The following is a 12,577-nucleotide window of genomic DNA, read 5'->3' on the forward strand; positions in this document are numbered from 1 at the left end:
ATGAGCACCATTGACATCCTTTCGCCGGCAGGCGACAAGGCCGGGACCGTCGAGCTCCCCGCGGAGATCTTCGACGCGAAGGTCAGCGTTCCGCTGATCCACCAGGTCGTCGTCGCGCAGCTGGCCGCTGCCCGTCAGGGCACGCACAAGACCAAGACCCGTGGCGAGGTCCGCGGCGGTGGCAAGAAGCCGTACCGCCAGAAGGGCACCGGTCGCGCCCGTCAGGGTTCGACCCGCGCGCCGCAGTTCGCCGGTGGTGGCGTCGTGCACGGTCCCGTGCCGCGTGACTACTCGCAGCGCACCCCGAAGAAGATGAAGGCCGCCGCCCTGCGCGGTGCCCTCTCGGACCGCGCGCGTCACTCCCGCATCCACGTCGTCTCCGACGTGGTCGAGGGTGCGGCGTCCACCAAGGCCGCCAAGAGCCTGTTCGGCAAGATCAGCGAGCGGAAGAACCTGCTCCTGGTCGTCGAGCGCGCCAACGAGGCCGCGTGGCTGTCCGCCCGCAACCTGCCCCAGGTTCACATCCTGGAGCCGGGCCAGCTGAACACGTACGACGTGCTCGTCTCCGACGACGTGGTCTTCACCCAGGCCGCCTTCGAGTCCTTCGTGTCTGGCCCCAAGGCCGTTGAGACCGAAGGGAGCGAGGCCTGATGACTGAGGCCGTCGTCACCAGCAAGACGTTCTCGGACCCGCGCGACCTCCTGGTCAAGCCGGTCGTCTCCGAGAAGAGCTACGCGCTGCTGGACGAGAACAAGTACACGTTCATCGTCGACCCGCGCGCCAACAAGACCCAGATCAAGCAGGCCGTCGAGGCGGTCTTCTCGGTCAAGGTCACCGGGGTCAACACGATCAACCGTCAGGGTAAGCGCAAGCGCACCAAGACCGGTTTCGGCAAGCGTGCCAACACCAAGCGCGCCATCGTGACCCTCGCCGAGGGCGACCGTATCGACATCTTCGGCGGTCCGACCGCCTAAGGGCGGTCTGGATCGTCCGAAATCGGACGAGGACTGAGAAATGGGTATCCGCAAGTACAAGCCGACGACCCCGGGCCGTCGTGGCTCCAGCGTCGCCGACTTTGTCGAGATCACGCGGTCCACGCCGGAGAAGTCGCTGGTCCGCCCCCTGCACAGCAAGGGCGGCCGTAACAACGCCGGTCGTGTGACCGTTCGCCACCAGGGCGGTGGCCACAAGCGCGCCTACCGCGTGATCGACTTCCGTCGTCACGACAAGGACGGCGTGCCGGCCAAGGTCGCTCACATCGAGTACGACCCGAACCGCACCGCTCGCATCGCGCTGCTGCACTACGCAGACGGCGAGAAGCGCTACATCATCGCCCCGGCGAAGCTGAACCAGGGCGACCGGATTGAGAACGGCCCCGGCGCCGACATCAAGCCGGGCAACAACCTCCCGCTCCGCAACATCCCGGTCGGTACCACGATCCACGCGATCGAGCTCCGTCCCGGTGGTGGCGCCAAGTTCGCCCGCTCTGCCGGTTCCTCCGTGCAGCTGCTGGCGAAGGAGGGCCAGTACGCCCACCTGCGCATGCCGTCCGGCGAGGTCCGCCTGGTCGACGTCCGCTGCCGCGCCACGGTCGGCGAGGTCGGCAACGCCGAGCAGTCGAACATCAACTGGGGCAAGGCCGGCCGTATGCGCTGGAAGGGCGTTCGCCCGACCGTCCGCGGTGTCGCGATGAACCCGGTTGACCACCCGCACGGTGGTGGTGAGGGCAAGACCTCCGGTGGTCGCCACCCGGTCTCCCCGTGGGGTCAGAAGGAGGGTCGTACTCGTTCTCCCAAGAAGGCGAGCAACAAGTACATCGTCCGCCGCCGCAAGACGAACAAGAAGCGCTAGGAGCGGGTTTAGATGCCGCGTAGTCTCAAGAAGGGACCCTTCGTCGACGACCACCTCATCAAGAAGGTGGACGCTCAGAACGAAGCCGGTACCAAGAACGTCATCAAGACCTGGTCCCGTCGCTCCATGATCGTGCCGGCCATGCTCGGCCACACGCTCGCGGTGCACAACGGCAAGACGCACGTCCCGGTGTTCGTCACCGAGTCGATGGTCGGCCACAAGCTCGGCGAGTTCTCGCCGACCCGCACCTTCCGCGGCCACGTCAAGGACGACCGCAAGTCGAAGCGCCGCTAAGCGGGGTGCGAACGACTATGACTGACACCGAAGGGACAACCATGGAAGCCAGGGCCCAGGCGCGGTACATCCGCGTCACGCCCATGAAGGCCCGCCGCGTGGTGGACCTCATCCGTGGCATGGATGCCACGGAGGCTCAGGCGGTCCTGCGTTTCGCCCCGCAGGCCGCTAGCGTGCCGGTCGGCAAGGTGCTGGACAGCGCCATTGCCAACGCCGCGCACAACTACGACCACACGGACGCTTCGTCGCTGTACATCAGCGAGGCGTTCGTGGACGAGGGCCCGACCCTGAAGCGGTTCCGTCCGCGTGCCCAGGGCCGTGCCTACCGGATCCGCAAGCGGACCAGCCACATCACCGTGGTCGTCAGCAGCAAGGAAGGAACCCGGTAATGGGCCAGAAGGTTAACCCGCACGGGTTCCGGCTCGGCATCACCACGGACTTCAAGTCCCGTTGGTACGCCGACAAGCTGTACAAGGACTACGTCAAGGAAGACGTTGCCATTCGTCGCATGATGACGAAGGGCATGGAGCGCGCCGGTATCTCGAAGGTTGAGATCGAGCGCACCCGCGACCGCGTCCGCGTTGACATCCACACCGCTCGCCCGGGCATCGTCATCGGCCGCCGCGGCGCCGAGGCCGACCGCATCCGCGGTGAGCTGGAGAAGCTGACCGGCAAGCAGGTCCAGCTGAACATCCTCGAGGTCAAGAACCCCGAGGTTGACGCTCAGCTGGTGGCCCAGGCCGTCGCCGAGCAGCTGTCCTCCCGCGTCTCCTTCCGTCGCGCCATGCGTAAGAGCATGCAGTCGACGATGAAGGCCGGCGCCAAGGGCATCAAGATCCAGTGCGGTGGCCGTCTCGGCGGCGCCGAGATGTCCCGCTCGGAGTTCTACCGCGAGGGCCGTGTGCCCCTGCACACGCTCCGCGCGAACGTCGACTACGGCTTCTTCGAGGCCAAGACGACCTTCGGTCGCATCGGCGTCAAGGTCTGGATCTACAAGGGCGACGTCAAGAACATCGCCGAGGTCCGCGCCGAGAACGCTGCCGCCCGTGCGGGCAACCGCCCGTCGCGTGGTGGCGCCCAGGACCGCCCGGCCCGTGGTGGCCGTGGTGGCGAGCGTGGCGGCCGCGGCCGCAAGCCGCAGCAGAGCGCCGCTGCCGAGGCCCCCAAGGCCGAGGCCGCTGCCGCTGCTCCGGCTGAGTCCACCGGAACGGAGGCCTGACCGACATGCTGATCCCTCGCAGGGTCAAGCACCGCAAGCAGCACCACCCCAAGCGGAACGGCATGGCCAAGGGTGGCACCGAGCTCGCCTTCGGTGAGTACGGCATCCAGGCCCTGACCCCGGCCTACGTGACGAACCGTCAGATCGAGTCCGCTCGTATCGCCATGACGCGTCACATCAAGCGTGGCGGCAAGGTGTGGATCAACATCTACCCGGACCGTCCGCTGACCAAGAAGCCGGCCGAAACCCGCATGGGTTCCGGTAAGGGTTCTCCGGAGTGGTGGATCGCGAACGTCAAGCCCGGTCGGGTGATGTTCGAGCTGTCTTTCCCGAACGAAAAGGTCGCTAAGGAGGCGCTCACCCGCGCCGCCCACAAGCTTCCGATGAAGTGCCGCATTGTTCGGCGCGAGGCAGGTGAGTCGTGATGGCCGCTGGTATCAAGGCGACCGAGCTGCGTGAGCTGAACGACGAGGACCTCGTCGCGAAGCTCCGTGAGGCCAAGGAAGAGCTGTTCAACCTCCGCTTCCAGGCGGCGACCGGGCAGCTTGAGAACCACGGTCGGCTCAAGTCCGTCCGTAAGGACATCGCCCGGATCTACACCCTGATGCGCGAGCGTGAGCTGGGCATCGAGACGGTGGAGAGCGCCTGATGAGCGAGAAGAATGTGACTGAGACGAACCAGCGCGGTTTCCGCAAGACCCGTGAGGGTCTCGTCGTCAGCGACAAGATGGACAAGACCGTCGTCGTCGCTGTCGAGGACCGTGTCAAGCACGCTCTGTACGGCAAGGTCATCCGCCGTACGAACAAGCTCAAGGCGCACGACGAGCAGAACGCTGCCGGCGTCGGCGACCGCGTCCTCATCATGGAGACGCGTCCGCTGTCGGCGAGCAAGCGCTGGCGCATCGTCGAGATCCTCGAGAAGGCCAAGTAATTACCTGAGGGGATTCCCTCTCAGGCCAGTTCCGCCAGGCTCGGCGTGGGGCCCTCACTCCGGTGAGGCCCCCGCCGGGAACCGGCAGACGATCAGGAGATAGACGTGATCCAGCAGGAGTCGCGACTTCGGGTCGCCGACAACACTGGTGCCAAGGAGATCCTTTGCATCCGTGTTCTCGGTGGTTCGGGTCGCCGCTACGCGGGCATCGGTGACGTCATCGTCGCCACCGTCAAGGACGCGATCCCCGGTGGCAACGTGAAGAAGGGTGACGTCATCAAGGCCGTCATCGTTCGCACCGTCAAGGAGCGCCGCCGTCCGGATGGCTCGTACATCCGTTTCGACGAGAACGCCGCTGTCGTTCTCAAGAACGACGGTGACCCCCGCGGCACCCGTATCTTCGGCCCCGTGGGCCGAGAGCTGCGCGAGAAGAAGTTCATGAAGATCGTCTCGCTCGCGCCGGAGGTGCTGTAACCGATGAAGATCAAGAAGGGCGACCTGGTCCAGGTCATCACCGGTAAGGACAAGGGCAAGCAGGGCAAGGTCATCGTGGCCATGCCCAGCGAGAACCGCGTCCTCGTCGAGGGTGTCAACCGGGTCAAGAAGCACACCAAGGCCGGCCAGACCGCTCGCGGTTCGAAGACCGGCGGCATCGTGACGACCGAGGCCCCGATCCACGTGAGCAACGTTCAGCTCGTCGTGGAGAAGGACGGCAAGAAGGTCGTCACCCGCGTCGGTTACCGCTTCGACGACAACGGCAACAAGATCCGCGTTGCCAAGCGCACCGGTGAGGACATCTGATGACTGCCACCACCAACGCGCCGCGTCTGAAGCTGCGCTACCGCGAAGAGATCATCGGCAAGCTGCGTGAGGAGTTCTCCTACGAGAACATCATGCAGGTTCCCGGCCTCACCAAGATCGTGGTCAACATGGGTGTGGGCGACGCCGCCCGCGACTCCAAGCTGATCGAGGGCGCCATCCGCGACCTCACCACGATCACCGGCCAGAAGCCCGCCGTCACCAAGGCTCGCAAGTCCATCGCGCAGTTCAAGCTGCGTGAGGGCCAGCCGATCGGCGCCCACGTCACCCTCCGCGGTGACCGCATGTGGGAGTTCCTGGACCGCACCCTGTCGCTCGCGCTGCCGCGCATCCGCGACTTCCGTGGTCTGTCCCCGAAGCAGTTCGACGGTCGGGGCAACTACACCTTCGGTCTCACGGAGCAGGTCATGTTCCACGAGATCGACCAGGACAAGATCGACCGCGTCCGGGGTATGGACATCACCGTGGTGACCACGGCGACCAACGACGACGAGGGCCGCGCCCTCCTTCGTCACCTCGGCTTCCCGTTCAAGGAGGCGTAAGCGAGATGGCGAAGAAGTCTCTGATTGCCAAGGCTGCTCGCAAGCCCAAGTTCGGTGTGCGCGCGTACACCCGCTGCCAGCGCTGCGGCCGTCCGCACTCCGTGTACCGCAAGTTCGGCCTCTGCCGCGTGTGCCTTCGTGAGATGGCTCACCGTGGCGAGCTGCCGGGCGTGACCAAGAGCTCCTGGTAATACCCACCCGTCGCCCAACCACCGCCCCTCAAGGGCGTTCTGGCGAACGGCGACATTTTCGGTGGGTTGACCAGGGCTCTCGGTAAGCATCAAGGACGGTGGGGCCCGGCCCGGCACTCGCGTAGAGTTGCAGGGTTGGGTGCCCGCCGCCCATGACCGTCTTACTACGCCGTAGGTCCCCGCACCGCACCCGCCCCGACTCAGTTCGGGGAGAGGGATGGCGCACATAGGAAACCCCGGCGAGAGAGGCCGAAGGCCAAACATGACCATGACCGATCCGATCGCAGACATGCTGACCCGTCTGCGGAACGCGAACTCGGCTTACCACGACACCGTGGCCATGCCCCACAGCAAGATCAAGGCGCACATCGCCGAGATCCTGCAGCAGGAGGGCTACATCGCCGGCTGGAAGGTCGAGGACGCCGAGGTTGGCAAGAGCCTCGTCATCGACCTGAAGTTCGGTCCGAACCGCGAGCGCTCCATTGCGGGCATCAAGCGGATCTCGAAGCCGGGCCTGCGTGTCTACGCAAAGTCCACCAACCTGCCGAAGGTCCTCGGCGGCCTGGGCGTGGCGATCATCTCCACGTCCCACGGTCTCCTGACCGGCCAGCAGGCCAGCAAGAAGGGCGTGGGTGGGGAAGTCCTCGCCTACGTCTGGTAACCAGGGAACGGAGGAATAGCCAATGTCGCGTATTGGACGGCTGCCCATCCAGGTTCCCGCTGGTGTGGACGTCACCATCGATGGCCGTACGGTGCACGTGAAGGGCCCCAAGGGTTCCCTCACGCACGCCGTTGCCGCGCCCATCGAGATCGCTAAGGCCGAGGACGGCACCCTTGTCGTCTCTCGTCCGAACGACGAGCGTCAGAACAAGGCCCTGCACGGCCTGTCCCGCACGCTGGTGGCGAACATGATCACCGGCGTGACCGCGGGCTACAGCAAGGCTCTCGAGATCAGCGGTGTCGGTTACCGCGTCCAGGCGAAGGGCTCCAACCTGGAGTTCTCCCTGGGCTACAGCCACCCGATCCTGATCGAGGCGCCCGAGGGCATCACCTTCAAGGTCGAGTCGCCCACGAAGCTCAGCGTCGAGGGCATCGACAAGCAGAAGGTCGGCGAGGTCGCGGCGAACATCCGCAAGCTGCGGAAGCCCGACCCGTACAAGGCCAAGGGCGTCAAGTACGCCGGCGAGGTCATCCGCCGCAAGGTCGGAAAGGCTGGTAAGTAAGCCATGGCATACGGTGTGAAGATCGCCAAGGGCGACGCTTACAAGCGTGCCGCCAAGGCCCGCCGCCATGTCCGCATTCGCAAGAACGTGTCGGGTACGGCGGAGCGTCCGCGCCTCGTCGTGACCCGCTCGAACCGCGGTATCACCGCTCAGGTCATCGACGACATCAAGGGTCACACCCTGGCGTCGGCGTCGAACCTGGACGCTTCGATCCGTGGTGGCGAGGGCGACAAGTCCGCGCAGGCCAAGCAGGTCGGTGCCCTGGTCGCCGAGCGTGCGAAGGCCGCCGGTGTCGAGGCCGTCGTGTTCGACCGTGGTGGCAACAGGTACGCCGGGCGCATTGCCGCTCTGGCTGACGCCGCCCGCGAAGCCGGGCTGAAGTTCTAAGCCCCGGTTCCGGAGCTAGCGGACGTAACAGAGAGAGGTAAATCCAATGGCTGGACCCCAGCGCCGCGGAAGCGGTGCCGGTGGCGGCGAGCGGCGGGACCGGAAGGGTCGCGACGGTGGCGCTGCCGCCGAGAAGACCGCGTACGTTGAGCGCGTAGTCGCGATCAACCGCGTCGCCAAGGTTGTCAAGGGTGGTCGTCGCTTCAGCTTCACCGCGCTCGTCGTGGTGGGTGACGGTGACGGCACCGTGGGTGTCGGTTACGGCAAGGCCAAGGAAGTTCCGGCTGCCATCGCCAAGGGCGTGGAAGAGGCCAAGAAGAACTTCTTCAAGGTCCCCCGTATCCAGGGCACCATCCCGCACCCGATCCAGGGCGAGAAGGCCGCGGGCGTCGTCCTGCTCAAGCCGGCTTCCCCCGGTACCGGTGTTATCGCCGGTGGCCCGGTGCGTGCCGTGCTCGAGTGCGCCGGCGTTCACGACATCCTGTCGAAGTCGCTCGGTTCTTCGAACCCGATCAACATCGTGCACGCCACGGTGACGGCCCTCCAGGGACTCTCCCGTCCCGAGGAGATCGCCGCCCGTCGTGGCCTGCCGCTGGAGGACGTTGCTCCCGCCGCTCTGCTGCGGGCGCGTGCAGGGGCGGGTGCGTAATGGCTCGCCTCAAGGTCACGCAGGTCAAGTCCTACATCGGTAGCAAGCAGAACCACCGCGACACCCTGCGTTCGCTCGGGCTCAAGCGCCTGAACGACGTGGTTGTCAAGGAGGACCGTCCCGAGATCCGCGGCATGGTGCAGACCGTCCGCCACCTCGTGACGGTTGAGGAGGTCGACTGACATGGCGGAGAACAACCCGCTGAAGGTCCACAACCTCCGTCCTGCCCCGGGCGCCAAGACCGCCAAGACCCGTGTGGGTCGTGGTGAGGCGTCCAAGGGTAAGACCGCAGGTCGTGGTACCAAGGGCACCAAGGCCCGTTACCAGGTTCCGCAGCGCTTCGAGGGTGGGCAGATGCCCCTCCACATGCGCCTGCCGAAGCTCAAGGGCTTCAAGAACCCGTTCCGCACCGAGTTCCAGGTCGTGAACCTGGACAAGCTGGCCGCGCTCTACCCGCAGGGTGGCGAGGTCACGGTGGCCGACCTGGTCGCCAAGGGTGCGGTGCGCAAGAACCAGCTCGTCAAGGTCCTGGGCCAGGGCGAGATCTCCGTGGCGCTGCAGGTTTCGGTTGACGCCGTTTCCGCCTCCGCCAAGGAGAAGATTGCCGCTGCCGGCGGCACCGTCACCGAGCTCGTCTGAGCTCGTTGAACTGACAACCGGGGATGTCCCAAAAGGGGCATCCCCGGTTGGTCGTTCCAAGGGGGGCACGGTCGCCGGTAAGGTGGCGTGCACTGTTAACCTCCGCGCGGCCTGTGTCCGCGCGGATTTTGACTGATAAGTAATCGTCGATCCTCAAGACCGTCACCTCTCGCGTGGCAACGTGAGAGGCGCAGGAGGCACCGTGCTCACCGCGTTCGCCCGGGCGTTCAAGACGCCCGACCTGCGCAAGAAGCTGCTGTTCACGCTGGGCATCATGGTGCTCTTCCGGCTCGGTGCTCATGTACCGGTGCCGGGCGTCGACTACCGCAATGTCCAGATGTGCATGGACCAGACCAAGAGTGGTCAGGGACTCTTCGGCCTCGTGAACATGTTCAGTGGTGGCGCGCTGCTGCAGATCACGATCTTTGCGCTCGGGATCATGCCGTACATCACGGCGAGCATCATCCTGCAGCTCCTGACCGTCGTCATCCCACGGCTGGAAGCCCTCAAGAAGGAGGGTCAGTCGGGACAGGCAAAGATCACGCAGTACACGCGTTATCTGACCGTGGCTCTTGCGATCCTTCAGGGCACCGGCCTGGTCGCCACGGCCCGCAGCGGTGCTCTGTTCGGGGGCTGCACCGTCGGGAACCAGATCGTTCCCAACCAGTCGATCTTCACCACCGTCGTCATGGTCATCACCATGACCGCCGGTACCGCGCTGATCATGTGGCTCGGTGAGCTCATCACCGACCGCGGCATCGGCAACGGCATGTCGATCCTGATGTTCACCTCCATCGCCGCCGGCTTCCCGACCGCCCTGTGGGCGATCAAGCTGCAGGGCAGCCTGATGGGCGGCTGGCTGGAGTTCTCGCTGGTCATCCTCTGCGGCCTGGCCATGGTCGCGCTCGTCGTCTTCGTCGAGCAGGCCCAGCGCCGGATCCCCGTGCAGTACGCCAAGCGCATGATCGGCCGCCGTTCCTACGGCGGCACGTCCACCTACATCCCGCTCAAGGTGAACCAGGCGGGTGTGATCCCCGTCATCTTCGCTTCGTCGCTGCTCTACATCCCGGCGCTGCTCGTGCAGTTCACCGGGTCGAAGGCGGACTGGGCGGAGTGGATCCAGCGCAATCTGGTCAAGGGTGACCACCCGATCTACATGGTCACCTACTTCCTGCTGATCGTTTTCTTCGCCTTCTTCTACGTCGCCATCTCCTTCAACCCCGAAGAAGTTGCCGACAACATGAAGAAGTATGGTGGGTTCATCCCGGGCATCCGGGCGGGTCGTCCCACCGCGGAGTACCTGAGCTACGTGCTGAACCGCATCACGTGGCCGGGCTCTCTCTACCTGGGCCTGATCGCCCTGGTGCCCACGGTGGCGCTGGTCACACTCAACGCGAACCAGAACTTCCCGTTCGGCGGAACCAGCATCCTGATCATCGTGGGTGTCGGTCTGGAGACTGTGAAGCAGATCGAGAGCCAGCTTCAGCAGCGCAACTACGAAGGGTTCCTCCGCTGATGCGAATCGTCCTCGTCGGGCCGCCCGGCGCCGGCAAGGGTACGCAGGCCGCGTACCTTGCCAAGAACCTCGCGATCCCGCACATCTCGACGGGCGACCTCTTCCGGGCGAACATCAGCCAGGGCACGCCCCTGGGCCAGAAGGCCCAGGAGTACATGCGGGCCGGCCAGCTCGTGCCGGACGAGGTCACCATCGGCATGGCCAAGGACCGCATGTCGCAGCCGGACGCCGGCCACGGCTTCCTGCTCGACGGCTTCCCGCGGAACCTCGCCCAGGCCGAGGCGCTGGACGCCATCCTCAAGGCCGACGACCTCAAGCTGGACGCCGTCCTGGACCTGGAGGTCCCGGAGGACGAGGTCGTCAAGCGGATCGCCGGTCGCCGGATGTGCCGCAAGGACAGCTCGCACATCTTCCACGCGATCTACAACCCGCCGGCCGTGGAGGGTGTCTGCGACACCTGCGGCGGCGAGCTGTACCAGCGCGAGGACGACAGCGAGGAGACCGTCCGCCGTCGGCTGGAGGTCTACCACAGCGAGACCGAGCCGATCATCGACTACTACAAGGCCCAGGGCCTCGTGGTGACGATCTCGGCCCTCGGCAAGGTCACCGAGGTCACGGAGCGGGCGATGAGCGCGCTCGACCGCGGCTAAGCCTTTTGCAGCCAGGACTACGGCCGCGGTGCCCCCAGGGGCACCGCGGCCGTAGTGTTGTTACCCGAGTCGGACCGCAGTCCCAGAAAGGCACCACCCCATGGTCGAGATCAAGACCGCCGAGCAGATCGCGAAGATGCGCGAGGCGGGGCTGGTCGTGGCCGCCATCCACGCGGCCACCCGGGAGGCGGCCGTGCCGGGTGCCACGACCAAGGACCTGGACGAGGTCGCCCGCAAGGTGATCGCCGAGCACGGCGCCAAGTCGAACTTCCTCGGGTACGGCGGCTTCCCCGCCACCATCTGCACCTCGGTGAACGAGGTCGTCGTCCACGGCATCCCGGACGAGAAGACGGTCCTCAAGGACGGCGACATCATCTCGATCGACGCCGGCGCCATCATCGACGGCTGGCACGGCGACGCGGCCTTCACGGCCTTCGTGGGCACCGGTCACGCTCCGGAGCTGCTGGAGCTCTCCCGGGTGACCGAGGAGTCCATGTGGGCCGGCATCGCCGCCGTGAAGAACGGCAACCGCCTGGTGGACATCTCCCGGGCCATCGAGGGCTACATCCGCCGCCAGCCCCGCCCGGCCACCGGCAAGTACGGGATCATCGAGGACTACGGCGGCCACGGCATCGGCTCCGAGATGCACATGGACCCCCACCTGCTGAACTACGTCTCCCGCAAGCGCGGCAAGGGCCCCAAGCTCGTCCCGGGATTCTGCATCGCCATCGAGCCCATGGTGAGCCTCGGCACGGCCCGTACGCACGTCCTGGAGGACGACTGGACGGTCCTCACGGACGACATGTCCTGGTCCTCCCACTGGGAGCACTCCGTCGCCCTGACGGAGGAAGGCCCGCTCGTCCTGACGGCCGTGGACGGCGGCAAGGCGAAGCTGGCGGAATACGGCGTCACGGCGGCTCCCGACCCCCTGGCGTGACCGCCGGTTAAGGATCACTGCGGCCGGGCAGTCACCCCTGGATTAGTCTTTCGGGTTGCCCTGACGTAGACTGACGCGTCGGCTCTCGTGTATCCGCATGCCTTCGTACTGATGGCACGCACATACGAGAGTTGATCAAGGTAGCCGATTCGAAAGGCGAAGCGTGGCCAAGAAGCAAGGTGCCATCGAGATCGAGGGCACCGTGATCGAGTCTCTGCCGAACGCAATGTTCAAGGTGGAGCTCCAGAACGGTCACAAGGTCCTCGCGCACATCAGCGGCAAGATGCGTATGCACTACATCCGCATCCTTCCGGATGACCGGGTCGTCGTGGAGCTCTCTCCGTACGACCTGACGCGTGGCCGGATCGTCTACCGCTACAAGTAGATCTTGTCGCCGCCCCGGTTTTCGGGGTGACGGCACTGACCCGGAGAACCTCACACCATGAAGGTCAAGCCGAGCGTCAAGAAGATCTGCGACAAGTGCAAGGTGATCCGCCGTCACGGCCGGGTCATGGTCATCTGCGACAACCTGCGCCACAAGCAGCGCCAGGGCTGACGCAGAACCTGCACTTCGCAGTTTCTTCGCGCGACGCGAGCAAAAATCGTACATACGCAGAACCCGTCCAGTGATCACTGGCGATACCTCCGGCGGGGGCCGGGGACCCGGAACGTACCTAGTACGGCGGCCGGGATCGGTTCTGTGTCAGACCCCCGAGAACATCTGGAGCCA

The 12,577-nt window shown here is 65.6% G+C and carries 24 protein-coding genes; all 24 read left to right on the forward strand.

What is annotated here, in order from left to right:
* Positions 1 to 651, forward strand: a complete 651-nt coding sequence (gene rplD, locus D7231_RS18345; protein WP_120756559.1) for a 50S ribosomal protein L4 — start codon at positions 1 to 3, stop codon at positions 649 to 651.
* Positions 651 to 974, forward strand: coding sequence for a 50S ribosomal protein L23 (gene rplW / locus D7231_RS18350; protein ID WP_030368414.1), 324 nt, complete (start codon positions 651 to 653; stop codon positions 972 to 974). Before rplD ends, rplW begins: the two co-directional genes overlap by 1 nt.
* A gap of 40 nt (positions 975 to 1,014) precedes the next feature.
* Complete coding sequence (gene rplB, locus D7231_RS18355; RefSeq protein WP_120756560.1) at positions 1,015 to 1,851, forward strand: 50S ribosomal protein L2; 837 nt, start codon at positions 1,015 to 1,017, stop codon at positions 1,849 to 1,851.
* A gap of 12 nt (positions 1,852 to 1,863) precedes the next feature.
* Positions 1,864 to 2,145, forward strand: coding sequence for a 30S ribosomal protein S19 (gene rpsS / locus D7231_RS18360; protein WP_030368412.1), 282 nt, complete (start codon positions 1,864 to 1,866; stop codon positions 2,143 to 2,145).
* Positions 2,146 to 2,186: 41 nt separating this feature from the next.
* The gene (rplV, locus tag D7231_RS18365; protein ID WP_031012097.1) at positions 2,187 to 2,534 is read left to right on the forward strand and encodes a 50S ribosomal protein L22; all 348 of its coding nucleotides are present in this window, start codon (positions 2,187 to 2,189) and stop codon (positions 2,532 to 2,534) included.
* A complete protein-coding gene (gene rpsC, locus D7231_RS18370) occupies positions 2,534 to 3,364 on the forward strand; it encodes a 30S ribosomal protein S3 (RefSeq protein WP_030368410.1) in 831 nt (276 codons plus the stop codon). The genes rplV and rpsC overlap by 1 nt, the downstream gene beginning before the upstream one ends.
* 5 nt (positions 3,365 to 3,369) lie before the next feature.
* Entirely contained in the window at positions 3,370 to 3,789 is a 420-nt protein-coding gene (gene rplP, locus D7231_RS18375; RefSeq protein ID WP_030368409.1) for a 50S ribosomal protein L16, read from the forward strand.
* Entirely contained in the window at positions 3,789 to 4,013 is a 225-nt protein-coding gene (rpmC, locus tag D7231_RS18380; protein WP_030368408.1) for a 50S ribosomal protein L29, read from the forward strand. Before rplP ends, rpmC begins: the two co-directional genes overlap by 1 nt.
* Positions 4,013 to 4,294, forward strand: coding sequence for a 30S ribosomal protein S17 (gene rpsQ, locus D7231_RS18385; RefSeq protein ID WP_120756561.1), 282 nt, complete (start codon positions 4,013 to 4,015; stop codon positions 4,292 to 4,294). Before rpmC ends, rpsQ begins: the two co-directional genes overlap by 1 nt.
* A 105-nt stretch (positions 4,295 to 4,399) precedes the next feature.
* The gene (gene rplN / locus D7231_RS18390; RefSeq protein WP_030368406.1) at positions 4,400 to 4,768 is read left to right on the forward strand and encodes a 50S ribosomal protein L14; all 369 of its coding nucleotides are present in this window, start codon (positions 4,400 to 4,402) and stop codon (positions 4,766 to 4,768) included.
* Between the two features lie 3 nt (positions 4,769 to 4,771).
* Positions 4,772 to 5,095, forward strand: a complete 324-nt coding sequence (gene rplX / locus D7231_RS18395) for a 50S ribosomal protein L24 (protein WP_120756562.1) — start codon at positions 4,772 to 4,774, stop codon at positions 5,093 to 5,095.
* On the forward strand, positions 5,095 to 5,655 hold the full coding sequence (rplE, locus tag D7231_RS18400; protein WP_087927569.1) for a 50S ribosomal protein L5: 561 nt from the start codon (positions 5,095 to 5,097) through the stop codon (positions 5,653 to 5,655). Before rplX ends, rplE begins: the two co-directional genes overlap by 1 nt.
* A 5-nt stretch (positions 5,656 to 5,660) precedes the next feature.
* Positions 5,661 to 5,846, forward strand: a complete 186-nt coding sequence (locus D7231_RS18405; protein ID WP_030368403.1) for a type Z 30S ribosomal protein S14 — start codon at positions 5,661 to 5,663, stop codon at positions 5,844 to 5,846.
* Positions 5,847 to 6,108: 262 nt separating this feature from the next.
* Entirely contained in the window at positions 6,109 to 6,507 is a 399-nt protein-coding gene (gene rpsH / locus D7231_RS18410) for a 30S ribosomal protein S8 (protein WP_030368402.1), read from the forward strand.
* Between the two features lie 22 nt (positions 6,508 to 6,529).
* Positions 6,530 to 7,069 (forward strand): 50S ribosomal protein L6, encoded by a 540-nt coding sequence (gene rplF, locus D7231_RS18415; RefSeq protein ID WP_030368401.1) that lies wholly within the window; start codon positions 6,530 to 6,532, stop codon positions 7,067 to 7,069.
* A 3-nt stretch (positions 7,070 to 7,072) separates the two neighbouring features.
* On the forward strand, positions 7,073 to 7,456 hold the full coding sequence (gene rplR, locus D7231_RS18420; RefSeq protein ID WP_116212433.1) for a 50S ribosomal protein L18: 384 nt from the start codon (positions 7,073 to 7,075) through the stop codon (positions 7,454 to 7,456).
* A 46-nt stretch (positions 7,457 to 7,502) separates the two neighbouring features.
* Positions 7,503 to 8,105, forward strand: a complete 603-nt coding sequence (gene rpsE, locus D7231_RS18425; RefSeq protein WP_030368399.1) for a 30S ribosomal protein S5 — start codon at positions 7,503 to 7,505, stop codon at positions 8,103 to 8,105.
* Complete coding sequence (rpmD, locus tag D7231_RS18430) at positions 8,105 to 8,287, forward strand: 50S ribosomal protein L30 (RefSeq protein ID WP_087927574.1); 183 nt, start codon at positions 8,105 to 8,107, stop codon at positions 8,285 to 8,287. Before rpsE ends, rpmD begins: the two co-directional genes overlap by 1 nt.
* A 1-nt stretch (position 8,288) precedes the next feature.
* Positions 8,289 to 8,744 (forward strand): 50S ribosomal protein L15, encoded by a 456-nt coding sequence (rplO, locus tag D7231_RS18435; protein ID WP_120756563.1) that lies wholly within the window; start codon positions 8,289 to 8,291, stop codon positions 8,742 to 8,744.
* A gap of 202 nt (positions 8,745 to 8,946) precedes the next feature.
* The gene (secY, locus tag D7231_RS18440) at positions 8,947 to 10,260 is read left to right on the forward strand and encodes a preprotein translocase subunit SecY (RefSeq protein ID WP_120756564.1); all 1,314 of its coding nucleotides are present in this window, start codon (positions 8,947 to 8,949) and stop codon (positions 10,258 to 10,260) included.
* Positions 10,260 to 10,910: an adenylate kinase gene (locus tag D7231_RS18445; protein ID WP_120756565.1), complete on the forward strand. Its 651-nt coding sequence runs from the start codon at positions 10,260 to 10,262 to the stop codon at positions 10,908 to 10,910. Before secY ends, D7231_RS18445 begins: the two co-directional genes overlap by 1 nt.
* Before the next feature lie 100 nt (positions 10,911 to 11,010).
* A complete protein-coding gene (gene map, locus D7231_RS18450) occupies positions 11,011 to 11,847 on the forward strand; it encodes a type I methionyl aminopeptidase (RefSeq protein ID WP_120756566.1) in 837 nt (278 codons plus the stop codon).
* Between the two features lie 163 nt (positions 11,848 to 12,010).
* Entirely contained in the window at positions 12,011 to 12,232 is a 222-nt protein-coding gene (gene infA, locus D7231_RS18455; RefSeq protein ID WP_003956442.1) for a translation initiation factor IF-1, read from the forward strand.
* Positions 12,233 to 12,289: 57 nt separating this feature from the next.
* Entirely contained in the window at positions 12,290 to 12,403 is a 114-nt protein-coding gene (rpmJ, locus tag D7231_RS18460) for a 50S ribosomal protein L36 (RefSeq protein WP_003956441.1), read from the forward strand.
* Positions 12,404 to 12,577 lie beyond the last annotated feature (174 nt).

The organism is Streptomyces klenkii, from assembly GCF_003626645.1.
In the GTDB taxonomy this organism is placed as follows: Bacteria; Actinomycetota; Actinomycetes; order Streptomycetales; family Streptomycetaceae; genus Streptomyces; species Streptomyces klenkii.